General features: G+C 57.9%; 12 protein-coding genes. 1 reads left to right on the plus strand and 11 read right to left on the minus strand.

The window, feature by feature from the left end; translation table 11 throughout:
- Positions 1 to 11 precede the first annotated feature (11 nt).
- From ADS46_RS11870 to ADS46_RS11920, 11 genes are all read right to left on the minus strand, one after another.
- Complete coding sequence (locus ADS46_RS11870) at positions 12 to 713, minus strand: electron transport complex subunit E (RefSeq protein ID WP_066320424.1); 702 nt, start codon at positions 711 to 713, stop codon at positions 12 to 14.
- Positions 710 to 1,348: an electron transport complex subunit RsxG gene (gene rsxG, locus ADS46_RS11875; protein ID WP_066320425.1), complete on the minus strand. Its 639-nt coding sequence runs from the start codon at positions 1,346 to 1,348 to the stop codon at positions 710 to 712. Before rsxG ends, ADS46_RS11870 begins: the two co-directional genes overlap by 4 nt.
- Positions 1,345 to 2,382: an RnfABCDGE type electron transport complex subunit D gene (locus ADS46_RS11880; RefSeq protein WP_066320426.1), complete on the minus strand. Its 1,038-nt coding sequence runs from the start codon at positions 2,380 to 2,382 to the stop codon at positions 1,345 to 1,347. Before ADS46_RS11880 ends, rsxG begins: the two co-directional genes overlap by 4 nt.
- Positions 2,379 to 4,031, minus strand: coding sequence for an electron transport complex subunit RsxC (gene rsxC / locus ADS46_RS11885; protein WP_066320427.1), 1,653 nt, complete (start codon positions 4,029 to 4,031; stop codon positions 2,379 to 2,381). The genes ADS46_RS11880 and rsxC overlap by 4 nt, the downstream gene beginning before the upstream one ends.
- Complete coding sequence (gene rsxB, locus ADS46_RS11890; protein ID WP_066320429.1) at positions 4,015 to 4,623, minus strand: electron transport complex subunit RsxB; 609 nt, start codon at positions 4,621 to 4,623, stop codon at positions 4,015 to 4,017. The genes rsxC and rsxB overlap by 17 nt, the downstream gene beginning before the upstream one ends.
- A 9-nt stretch (positions 4,624 to 4,632) precedes the next feature.
- Positions 4,633 to 5,214: an electron transport complex subunit RsxA gene (rsxA, locus tag ADS46_RS11895; protein WP_066320431.1), complete on the minus strand. Its 582-nt coding sequence runs from the start codon at positions 5,212 to 5,214 to the stop codon at positions 4,633 to 4,635.
- Positions 5,211 to 6,812 (minus strand): diguanylate cyclase domain-containing protein, encoded by a 1,602-nt coding sequence (locus ADS46_RS11900; RefSeq protein ID WP_066320433.1) that lies wholly within the window; start codon positions 6,810 to 6,812, stop codon positions 5,211 to 5,213. The genes rsxA and ADS46_RS11900 overlap by 4 nt, the downstream gene beginning before the upstream one ends.
- A 92-nt stretch (positions 6,813 to 6,904) precedes the next feature.
- On the minus strand, positions 6,905 to 8,941 hold the full coding sequence (metG, locus tag ADS46_RS11905) for a methionine--tRNA ligase (RefSeq protein WP_066320435.1): 2,037 nt from the start codon (positions 8,939 to 8,941) through the stop codon (positions 6,905 to 6,907).
- 66 nt (positions 8,942 to 9,007) lie between these two features.
- On the minus strand, positions 9,008 to 9,289 hold the full coding sequence (locus ADS46_RS11910) for a hypothetical protein (protein WP_066320437.1): 282 nt from the start codon (positions 9,287 to 9,289) through the stop codon (positions 9,008 to 9,010).
- Positions 9,290 to 9,387: 98 nt separating this feature from the next.
- Positions 9,388 to 10,569 (minus strand): 1-acyl-sn-glycerol-3-phosphate acyltransferase, encoded by a 1,182-nt coding sequence (locus ADS46_RS11915; RefSeq protein WP_066320438.1) that lies wholly within the window; start codon positions 10,567 to 10,569, stop codon positions 9,388 to 9,390.
- Positions 10,570 to 10,640: 71 nt separating this feature from the next.
- Complete coding sequence (locus tag ADS46_RS11920; RefSeq protein WP_066320439.1) at positions 10,641 to 11,585, minus strand: recombination-associated protein RdgC; 945 nt, start codon at positions 11,583 to 11,585, stop codon at positions 10,641 to 10,643.
- Positions 11,586 to 11,764: 179 nt separating this feature from the next.
- Here ADS46_RS11920 and ADS46_RS11925 point away from each other — a divergent pair, with 179 nt between their 5' ends.
- Complete coding sequence (locus ADS46_RS11925; RefSeq protein WP_066320440.1) at positions 11,765 to 12,202, plus strand: acyl-CoA thioesterase; 438 nt, start codon at positions 11,765 to 11,767, stop codon at positions 12,200 to 12,202.
- Positions 12,203 to 12,209 lie beyond the last annotated feature (7 nt).

The following is a 12,209-nucleotide window of genomic DNA, read 5'->3' on the forward strand; positions in this document are numbered from 1 at the left end:
CAGTCTCTGGGTTATTTAATCGTACCGGTGACGCGGACGCGGCGCTGTTCACGGGGTGTAACGGTCTTGGGCTGTGACGTTGCCTCAAGGCGTTGGTCAATGCTGTTTTTCAGCGCGATCAGCAGCCCAGCGACGAAAAACGCGCCGGGGGGAAGCACGAAAAACAGAAACTGATAGTCATCGACCAGTGTCAATCGCCAGCCGTCGGCCATCGGGCCGAACAACAGCGTCATTTCCCGGAACAGCGTCCCCTGGCCCAGCAGCTCGCGTAATGCCCCTAACACCACCAATACAGCGCCAAAACCGAGCCCCATCATCAGGCCATCAATGGCGGCAGGTAATACTGGCTGGCGCGAGGCAAAGGCCTCGGCCCGGCCTAGAATGGCGCAGTTGGTCACAATCAGCGGAATAAAAATCCCCAGCACCTGGTAAAGCGGGTAGGCGTAGGCGGCCATGAGGAGCTCAGCGCAGGTGACAAAGGCGGCAATAATCATCACGAAGGCAGGCAGGCGGACGGCGCTGGGTACCTGATGACGAATCAGCGATACCGTGGTGCTGGCGCCGACCATGACGACCAGGGTGGCAATGGCCAGCCCCAATGCGTTGACCACGCTGGCGCTGACCGCCAATAACGGACATAGCCCCAGCAGTTGAACCAGCGCCGGGTTGTTTGACCACAGTCCTTCACGCGAAAGCTGGCCAAGTTGGCTCATCGCTCTGGCTCCTCTGCTTGCCGCTTGTGGGGGGTTTCAAGGGGTGCATGGCTGGCTGCATATTGTAGGGCACTGTGTACAGCATCGACCACAGCGCGGGGCGTAATGGTGGCGCCGGTAAAGGCATCAAAATGACCGCCATCCTTTCGTACCGCCCAGTCTTCGGCGGCTAGCGAGTCCAGGCGTAAGCCATCGAAGTGAGTGATCCAATCGCTACGGCGACGCTCGATGTCGTCGCCGAGGCCTGGGGTTTCCTGATGCCGGGTAACGCGAACCCCACTGATACGCTGTTGCTCGTCGAGACTCACGAGTAGGTGGATATCGCCGTTATAGCCGCGCCGGGTGACGGCCGGTAACACGACGGCACGATGCTGGTCGTTGGCCACTTGCCAGCCGGTCGTCCCGTCGGGGTAGCCAAGCAGGTCAGCATCGGGCAGCGAAATGGGCGATACCGTTGCCTGCTGGGTAAGCGCCTCGGGCAGAACGGCCTGGCGCTGGCGTTGTTCATAGGCTTGCTGGTGCGCGTCGATGCGCTCGGCCGTCAATGCTCGCAGCGTGGCGACACTGCCCGCCGTGATCAAGGCAAACAAACCTAACGTCAGTGCACCGCGCTGCATGGCGTTCAGTGTGCTCATGGACGTGCTCTGCCAGTGGCGGATTGCGGGGCCGTCGCGGCGGGCACCGTGTAAATATCCAGCAGCGGTACGCACAGGTTCATCAGCAGCACGGCAAAGGCCACCGCATCGGGGTAGCCGCCCCAGGTGCGAATCACGATGACAAGCAGGCCGATTCCCGCGCCGTAGATCAGTTTGCCGCGTTGGCTGGTGGCCGCGGACACCGGGTCGGTGGCAATGAAAAACGCGCCAAACAGGGTCGCGCCGGTAAACAGATGCAGCCAGGGCGAGGAGGCGTTATCGGGATTCAACAAGTAAAGCAACGTGGTGGCAGCCGTCATGCTGCCAAGCATGGCAACGGGGATATGCCAACTGATCAGGCGTCTGGCAAGCAGCAGTGCGCCGCCCACTGCCCAGGCAGCCGAGATCCACTGCCAGGCAGTGAGGGTGCCACGGGTTAGCGGCGGGTTAGCCCAGAATTGGCTGGCGGTGACCTCATCGGCTTTATGCTTGAACGCGTCCAGCGGTGTGGCGCCGCTTAAACCGTCGATCTGCTCAAGCGAAATGCTACCCATGATTTGGCTGCCGAGCGAAGCGGGCCATAGCGACTGGGGCGTTGGCCATAGGGTCATATAGGTGGGAAACGACACCAGTAACAGGGCATAGCCCACCATGGCGGGATTGAAGGGGTTGTGTCCCAGCCCGCCGTAAAGGTGCTTGGCGACCACGATGGCCGCGACCATGCCGATACCGATCAGCCACCAGGGGCTGGCCGGGGGTAACGATGCGCCGAGCAGTACGCCGGTGAGCAGCGCGCTGGCATCATTGAGCGGCCGCAAATTGCGCTGACGCAGCCGCAAGACAAGGGCCTCAAGCCCCAGCCCGAAAGCGGCGGCGAGAACGACATTGCTGACCACGCCCAGGCCGAAAAAAAACGTCATGGTGGCAAGGCCGGGCAGGGTGGCAATGATCACCCAGCGCATGATGCCCCCGGTGCTGGGCATTGTCGTTAAGCGGGGTTGGTCGTCTACCTGGGACGCGTGCAGCATACTTATGGGGTCTCTTGGGGTTCGCCTGCGCCACGAGCCTCTGCGAGGCGTGCCTCGGCTGCCTGCAGATTTTCCTGGGCGGTGGCCAGTTGAGTCTCGAGGTCGTCATGGGGCTGTTGCGGGTCTTGCTGGGCGGCCCGAGCGAGGTTTTTCTCGGCCTTCCTGACGGCGGCTTTGGCGGCGGTTTGGGCGATCCGCAAACTGCGCAGGTCGGCATGAGGAGAGGCGCCCTGAGAATCGGTCTGCTGAGTCGACTGCCTGGCAAGGCGTGCCTGTCGGCGCGCCTGCTTTTCTGCTTCCTCGCGGGCGATCCGCGCCTGGCGCCACTCAAAGCGATGCTTGGCATGTTCAGCCTTGGCGGTTTCCAACTGCTGGTGGCGGAGCCGGGTTTTAGCGTGGCGATAATCGCCAACCAGGGGAATATGGCTCGGGCAAACGTAGCTACAGGCATTGCACTCGATGCAGTCGAACAGCCGGTAGTGCGCCAGTTTGGCATCGTCCCTGGCGCGCGCGTACCAATGCAGCTGCTGGGGCAATAAATTGGCCGGGCAGACCTCTTCACACGCGCCGCAACGGATGCAGGGCGATTCGGGGGGCGCAGGCGGTAGTTCTTTGCGCGTGGCAGCAATCAAGCAGTTGGTGGTTTTGGTCACCACGCCTTCAAGGTCGGCAAGCGGCGTGCCCATCATGGGGCCGCCCTCGATCAGTTGATGAAGCGCTGCGCGATTCAGGCCCGCCTCGTCGAGCAGGTCGGCCATGGGCGTGCCGATCCGCACCCAACGATTGCCCGGGTCGGCGATGGCCTCACCGGTCAGGGTTACCAGTCGTTCAACCAGCGGTTCGCCATCGCGAACCGAGCGCAGGGCTGCCAGCAGGGTGCCGGGGTTTTGGCAGAGCACACCTACGTCAGCGGGCAGCCCCTGGTCGGGCACGTCGCGGTCGAGCAGTGTTTTAATCAACTGGCGCTCGCCGCCGCTGGGGTAACGGGTGGCAATCACGCTGACGGTAACGATGAGCGGTTGGCTTTCTGCCATCGCTTGACGCAGGGCGCTTATCGCCCCGGGCTTGTTATCTTCAATGCCGACCACGATCTGCTTGGCGCCACAAAGCGAGGCGATGAGCTGGGCACCTTCCAGCACATCCGAGGTGTACTGCTGCAGCGTAAGGTCGTCCGCGGTGATATAGGGTTCACATTCGGCAGCGTTGACCACCAGGGTATCGATACGCTGGCGCTCGCCAACGCGCGCCTTGATATGGGTAGGAAAGCCCGCGCCGCCAAGCCCTACCACCCCGCTGTGTTCCAGGCGCGTCATCAGTTCCTCAGCGCTTGCGGTACGCCATTCAAGCGGCGTCAAGCGTTGCCAGGTATCTAGGCCGTCGCTGTCGATGGTGATGGTATGGCGATCCACCTGGGTGATCTGGCCGCTGATGCTGGCGTGCAAAGCGGCTGAAATCATGCCGTCGCGTCGGGCGATTGGCGTGCCCACCTTGACGCTATCCCCCACGACGACGGTCGCGAAGGAAGGGCGACCGGCGTGCTGGTCCAGGCGCAGCACGACGCGATCGGGCAACCTTGCGTGGCGCACTGGACCCTGGGAGCGCTGTTTGCGTTCGGGCGGATAGACACCGCCATGAAACTCAAAGGTGCGTGCCATGAGGCATCTCCATTGACGCGCGGCGGTCGCTGGCAATCACCTGGGATGGATAGGTGACAGGCTGCCATTGGGCCAACGGTGTGCTCCGCGGCAGCATGTCAATGCAATCGACCGGGCAAGGCTCAAGGCATAGATCGCAGCCGGTACACTCATCTTCGATAACGGTGTGCATCTGTTTGGCGGCGCCAATGATCGCGTCCACCGGGCAGGCCTGGATACATTTGGTACAACCAATGCACTCATCTTCACGGATGAAGGCCACCAGATCCTCACTCGGCGCTTCACCATCCAGCGGTTCGGGCGTGCGGCCCAACAGATCGGCGAGGGCAGTAATGGTGGCTTCGCCGCCGGGCGGGCACTTGTTGATGGCATCACCCTGGTTGATGGCTTCGGCGTAGGGGCGGCAGCCAGGATAGCCACATTGTCCGCACTGCGTCTGCGGCAGCAGGGTATCAATCTGCTCGACCAGGCTGGATTCATCCCCCTTGAAACGCTCGCTAACGGCGCCCAGCAGGGCACCAAACCCCACGCCTAGCGCGGTGAGCACAGCGACAGCGCTGAGCAGGCTGATGATCGAAAATGTCTCGCTCATTGACGGCACCTATCCTTGGACCAGGCCAGAAAAGCCCATGAAGGCAAGTGACATCAAACTGGCCGTGATCATGGCGATGGCAGCACCTTTGAAAGGCCTGGGTGTATCCGCCGCGGCGAGGCGTTCGCGCATGGCGGCAAACAGTACCAGCACCAGGGAAAACCCGACCGCGGCGCCCAGTCCATAAAGGGTGGTAGCAATAAAACTCAGATCACGATTAAGCGACAGCAGGGCAACGCCAAGTACCGCGCAGTTGGTGGTGATCAAGGGTAAAAAAATACCCAGCACACGGTGCAGCAAGGGACTTAGCTGGCGCACCATGATATCAGTGAACTGGACCACGGCGGCAATCACCACGATAAAGCTGATGGTGCGTAAATAGGTGACGTTCAGGGGCACCAACAGGCCATGGTAGACCACGAAACTGGCGGCGGAGGCCAGGGTCAGTACAAAGGTGGTGGCCAGCGACATGCCCATCGCTGATTCAAGTTTATTGGAAACACCCATAAACGGACATAAACCAAGAAACTGCACCAGCACGAAGTTGTTGACCAGTGCCGTGCTGACCAAGATCACAAAGAGCTCATTCATGGTGACGTATTGTGCGGAGAAATCTCGGTGCTGGCTAGCGGCTGTCTGAATAATACAACCTGATGTCGACCGGCTTCCTTTGCGAGATAGAGGGCCTGGTCAGCGCAACTGACCACCGCACTCGGCGATTGGGATTTAGCGTCTTGGAGCATGGCAATGCCGGCGCTTATTGTGACGAACGGTTTAACTGGCGAGGTTGAATGGGGAATCTGTAAGTCGTCGATCGCCGCCGAGAGCTGTTCCCCGATGTCCCTGGCCTTATCGGGCAAGGTGTGGGGAAGCAGGGCGCAGAACTCTTCTCCGCCGGTACGGGCAATGAAAAAGTCTCTCGTTTGGGCGAGGCTATGCATGGCGTCGGCAATACGTTGCAAGCAAACGTCCCCTTCGGGATGCCCGTAGTGGTCATTGTAGAGTTTGAAGTGATCAATATCCAGCATCATCACGGCAAGCGAACCTGAAGTGGCATCGGCTTCGTTAAAGGCAGTTTCAAGGCGCTGGTCAAACAGCCGCCGATTGGGTAGTCCGGTCAATGCATCATGGGTGGAGAGTGTCAAAAGTTCCTCATTGAGCTGCTGCTGGCAGGTAAGATGTTCCTGAAACGCTCGTGACAGCAACCCTATTTCGTCGTTTCGTCTGGTGAGCTTATGTACATCCGTCTCGTGTATATCCAACTGCTGAGTAAATTGGGTGAGTAAGCGCAACGGCCTAAGCACAATTTTCTCAAGCAGCAGTAGTACCACGGCAATGACCAGAACCATTAGGACAGCCGTCCACAACAGCACATAGCGAAAGGTGGTCAAACTAGTTAAATAGCTGGTGCGATTGAGCTCTATGCCTATTCCTAATGAAGCGGGGGTAAGTGGGCTATAGATGGGTAAGTAACGTTCGGCGTGAACGGTATTGCCAGAGAAGCTGAAAGCATCACTGCTTGAGGCTGCCCCCGGGATAAGGCTCAGGTTGATAGGCAGCCCCGTGTATTCTTCCATGAAACTCAGCCATTCGTCGTCCAAGTTGCGCGTCTTAAATAGCCATCCCGCCGGTGAGCCACTTTTATCGGTACGCAAAATGGGGGTGGAGCTCACCATTACAGGTTCCTGGTCAGCGTAGATAGCGCTTTGATCTGCTTTATCCTCTTCAATGGCTGCCTGCATGCGGTTAACCCACGACTCCATCCAGGCACACTCATCGTTAGGGGTTGTACATGTTTGGTAATTTCCAGTCGTCGGGTTAATACCGGCTAAAAAGTAGACTTCTCCCGCCTTATTGAAAAACGCCATCAACTGATAGCGCATATCCTCGAACATTTCTTGACTGAAGTTGACGTCTTTGTAACGAGGGTAGTCGCCCTGGACAAACTGATAGGTATCATCCCAATGAGCCCAGTCACGCACTTGGGCAAGAAGTTGCTGCTGTTCAAGCTGAAAGCTGCGCTCAACGCGATCTAATTCTCGTTTTACGGCCCCACGTTCTTCAGCCTGCAATACCGGAAAGATGACCAATGTACTGATAGCGGCCAACGCAACGATTGCACAGACAAGTAATCCGCCAAGAGCAGCGAAAAAGCGGAAACGCAAAGAGCGTGGAATATGCAGATGCATAGAGCGAACCAAAAGTGTATGGGTATTAAATAAGCGCTTATAAAAAAGGGGCGAAGGCTAGTGCCTTGCCCCTTTAACTGCACGATACCTGGTTAGGTGACCCGCTGACCCGGTTCCGCACCAGAGTCCGGCGAGAGAAGATAGATGCCGTCTTGGTTGGCCGACGCCAGCACCATGCCTTCCGATACACCGAAGCGCATTTTGCGCGGGGCGAGGTTGGCGACCATGACGGTTAGACGGCCTTCCAGCGCTTCCGGGGAATAGGCGGAGCGGATACCCGAAAAGACATTGCGTGTTTCGCCGCCCAGGTCGAGCGTCAGTTGAAGCAGTTTGTCCGCGCCCTCGACGTATTGAGCACTAGCGATCCGCGCGATGCGCAGGTCAACCTTGGCAAACTCATCGAAACTGATTTCCGCCGCGATGGGGTCGTCTGTCAAGGGACCCTTGGGGGTTTCCTTAAGCTTTTGCTCTTCCACGATATCCTCCTTTGAGGCATCGATCATGGCGTCGATCTTGTCGCGTTCGATGCGCTGCATGAGGGGTTTGAATTTGTTGATGTCATGGTCGACAAGCACCGTTTGACGGCTCTCCCAGTCCAGTGACTCGACATTCAGGAAGACTCTGGCCTGCTCGGCCATGCTGGGAACGACCGGCGCAAGGTAAACCATCAGTTGACGGAACAGGTTGATACCCACCGAACAGATGTCGAGCACCTCGGCATCGCGGCCTTCCTGCTTGGCGAGCACCCAGGGCTCTTTTTCAGCAATATAGGTATTGGCCTCGTCGGCAAGTTCCATGATGTGGCGCATCGCGCGGCTGAATTCGCGCGCTTCAAAGTCCTGGGCAATGCTGTCGCCAGCAGCAATAAAGCGGGCGACCATCTGCGGCTCGCTGCAATGGCCTGAAAGGCGACCGCCCCCCAGCTTTTTGACAAAACCGGCGCAACGGCTGGCAATGTTGACCACTTTGCCCACCAGATCGGCGTTAACCCGGGCGGCAAAGTCGTCGAGGTTCAGGTCAAGGTCATCGACCTTCGACGTCAGCTTGGCGGCGAAGTAGTAGCGCAGGTATTCAGGGTTCAGGTAGTCGGCGTAGGTGGCCGCCTTGATAAAGGTGCCCCGTGACTTCGACATCTTGGCGCCGTCCACGGTGACAAAACCGTGGCAGTTAACGGCGGTGGGCGTTCGCAGGTCCGCGCCCTCGAGCATCGCCGGCCAGAACAGCGCGTGGAAATAGACAATATCCTTGCCGATAAAGTGATAGATCTCGGCGTCCGAATCTTTTTCCCAGTAGCTATCGAAGTCGATGCCTTCACGCTCGCAGAGGTTCTTGAAGCTCGCCAGGTAACCGATCGGCGCGTCCAGCCAGACGTAAAAGTATTTGCCAGGGGCATCGGGAATTTCAAAGCCGAAATAGGGGGCGTCCCGGGAGATATCCCACTCGTTAAAGCCCGATTCAAACCACTCCATCAGCTTGTTGCGGATCTGCGGCTGCACATGGCCGTCATTAATCCAGCGCTGCAGGAAATCGGCAAAGTCCGGCAGCTTGAAGAAGTAGTGCGTGGAGCTGCGGACTTCGGGCGTGGCCCCGGAAATCGCCGAGACCGGATTTATCAACTCGGCTGGGGTATAGGTGGCACCGCATTTTTCGCAGTTGTCACCATACTGATCGTCCGCGCCGCATTTGGGGCAGGTGCCTTTAATAAACCGGTCGGCGAGAAACAGCCCCTTCTGCGGGTCGAACATCTGCTCGATTTCCCGCGTGGCGATATGGCCTTTATCGCGTAAGCGTTGATAGATCAGTTCGCTGTAATGGCGGTTTTCATCGGAATGCGTGGAGTGGTAGTTATCAAAGGCTACGCCGAAACGGGCAAAGTCGGCTTGATGGTCGTGTGACACCCGGTCGATTAATGCTTCAGGGGAAATGCCCTCCTGCTCGGCACGCAGCATGATAGCGGTGCCGTGCGCATCGTCGGCACAGACGTAATAGCATTCCTGACCACGACTTTTCTGAAAGCGCACCCAAATGTCGGTTTGGATATATTCAAGCAAATGGCCCAGATGGATAGCGCCATTGGCGTAAGGTAGCGCGCTGGTAACCAGAATGCGGCGCGAGGAGGTAGTTGACATGATGAACGAAGATCCCGATCAGGCATTAACAAAAAGATATAACAGCGAGGTGATTCAGGCGACTGACTAATAGAGTGCCTGTTCCTCTTGAACCACTTCGCGCAGGAGCTCTAGAAACAACTTATCCGCTTCTGAATGTTCGGCGGGGTCTTCCGGGATATGCACGCTGGTGGTATCCGATATTTGGTTGGCAATGCGCGCCATGACGGCGGGGCTGTTGCCTTCAACCAACTCTTCCCGGGCGATGGCCAGTGACTGCTCAAGAATCTTTGGGTCTTGCAGCAGCTTGCGGATAAAGCCGCGTAGCTCATTGATGATACGTGTTTTCTGAATTTCTGAAGCGGACATGGGGTTCTCCTTTAAATCGCGACGAGCAGGGCGTCGAGCGAGACCACTAACTATCCCGACAATAGCATTTTTTCAGCCAATGAGCATGGCGTGTGATCTTAGTGGGTCAAACGTCCGGCCTTGTGTTTTACCGGGTTGGCGTATTGTGCCAGCCAGTAGGGGCGCAGGGCTTCCGGTACGCTTGCCAGCCGCTCGTTGAAGCGATCCCTGTCTTCCCGGGTAATGGTGCGACGGGCCACCAGCTCGGGGGCGTCTCCCAGGGCTTCAAGTGCCAGGTAATGGCTGGGGAAAAGCCGGTAACCGCCAATCACCTGCCGGTCAATTTCAGCAGCGACTTCATCGGGGGTGGCCATATCGGCTCCCACAGGGGTGCCGAAGCGCAGTTGAACACGGCCCTTGGTGCCGGTGATGCCCGCCACAATGGAGCTGATGTCTTCGAATTCGCTTTTAGCGTAGTGGCCCTTGGTGTCGATATCGTGAAGTTCCTGGGCTTTTTGCAGATCGCAAGGATCATATTCGTAACTGATCGACACGGGCACAAGCTTGAGCTCGGCAATGGCATCGCCAAATTGAACGTCACGGTTGCTGGTACGACTGGCGATGGTCAGCATTTTGATAATCGCAGGATCGGTCCGGTCGATACCGTTCTTGGCCCGACCTTCCCGCTGCGCCATCCAGATCGAGTGTTGATCTTCGGTAACCGAATGGCGGATATAGGCCGAGAGCTTCTGGTACGCGGCCAGCATGGCGCGCTTGCCGCGTGCGCTGCGGGGCACGATAAAGCTTTTGTTGAGCCGCATGAGGTCAGTGACATAGGGCTTTTTCAATAAGTTGTCGCCAATCGCAATACGTACAGTGTCCCGGTCTGCCTGGTAAAGGGCATAGTTGACGAAAGCCGGATCCAGCGAAATATCCCGATGATTACCGATAAATAAATAGGCGCTGGCGGGGTCGAGCTTGTCAAGCCCCGTCACCTCGAAGGCATCGGTGGTAGTGCGAATCATGCGCACCATATAGCTGGCAATGCGCATCTGGAATTCACGCACGCTGGTGACGTCCTTGACTTCCCGGCGCACTGCGTGACTGGCGATGGCACGCGCCAGAGGCGGTGCCCAGCGAGCCAGGCGGGGTAGCCGAAAGCGGGTAAGCGCATTCAGCAGCTCGTTATCCCGCGAAAGCTTGGCGAGCACGTCCGCCACTTCATGATCCATATAAGGACGAATATCCGCCCAAGGGTCTGAGGGCATCGGGTCAGTCGAAGCGTTATTGTGATGTGTCATGCGATCCGTAAGATTTCTTCAATAAAATCAAATGTATGAGCAATAGCCGTTGACCGTGTATCGGCACTTTATCAAGCCGGTGCTGGTTCTTGCTGTGCTGGTTCTCGTTGTACTTCACCGCCAAGCCATTCCATCAAGCGGACGATGTCGTCAGACAGGGCATTTGCCATGAGAATGAAGTCGGTCTCAAGCCGGGCGAGCGCGTCATCGCCATCGTCGGCCTGGTCGGCTTCTTCAATCAGCGCATCACCAAAACGTAGCGATTTGAGTGCCAGGTCATCGTGTAATACCAAGCTTAGGCGACCTTCGATGTGAATGGCGAGTTTACTGGCTTGCCGACCACTCTCGAGGAGTTGCTGGATTTCATCGCTGTCCAGGTCGACCTGCCGGGCACGCAGTACGCCATCGTCGCCTTTGGCCTTCAGTTCTACCTGATCGCCCAGTTGGAGATCGGCGGGTCGACTGGCGGGGTCGCCAAGCCAGGTCGTCATGGCTCGCATGGGCAGCGTCTGGGAGGCCAGCGGCGTAACGCTCAAGGTGCCCAGGGATTCGCGCAACAGATCGAGAATATCTTCCGCCCGGGTTCGTGAACTGGCATTGACGCCGATTAGCTGGCGGCGAGTATCCCACCAGACATCAATTTTCTGGCTGCGCACGAAAGCGCGCGGCAACAGCTCCTCGGTTACTTGTTCCTTGAGGGCGGTTTTTTCCTTGCGGGTCACCTTGCGGCCTTCGCTGGCCTCAATGCTTGCCACCTGCTCGTCGACGTCTTCCTTGACCACCGAAGCAGGTAGCAGGCGTTCCTGACGCAAGGCCGAGAGCAGTCGGTGTCCCTGGATTTCATGCAGACGCTGGCCGCTGCCCAGCCGTCCGGCAGGCGCCGTCCAGCCAAGACGGCGGGCGTCGGCATTGCCCAGGGGGGCGGCTGCGTGAGCATCCAGTGCCTCACTGAGCGCTTCATGACTGAGTTCAGGAGCGCTGTGTACGCGATATAAGTGCAGGTGTTTAAACCACATGTCGCCTGTCCTGTGTAAAAGGTGGCACATTATGTCGAAAGCGGCGCTTTCCTACCAGCATCGTCGCCAAGTGGTTCGTTGTTGCGGTTGTTTCAAACCTGTGTTTGATTAAGCGCGTGCTGATTATATCAAGCCGGTCAGCCCCATCGTCATCAACCGAGACAATTTTAGGAGGATCCATGTCGATCGAATCAGTGTCGCGTACCCAGCTTCGTGTGCGTGGGTATCATCTGGATGGCTATGGGCACGTAAACAATGCCCGCTACCTGGAATTCATGGAAGAAGGACGCTGGGCATTTTTCGATGAACATCCCGCGCTCATGAACGAACTGCACGCCGCCGGGCGGGCGTTTGTAGTGGTGAATTTAAATATTGATTACCGTGCCGCCGCCGTTCAAGGCGATGATCTGGTGGTGATGACAGGGATTGTCGATGTCGGTGATCGAAGTGCGGTATGCCACCACCAGATTCGTCGAAAAGATGGCCGTGTGGTGGCCCAAGCGGATCTTACCTTTGTGTTGCTGGACGTGCGGGCCAACAAGGCAAGCCCCATCGACGGCAATGTCCGCGAGACACTCGATGCGTTAACCGTCGACAAGTCGATATTTGCCGATTGAAACGTCT

This window comes from Halomonas sp. G11 (assembly GCF_001663515.1).
Taxonomy (GTDB): Bacteria; Pseudomonadota; Gammaproteobacteria; order Pseudomonadales; family Halomonadaceae; genus Vreelandella.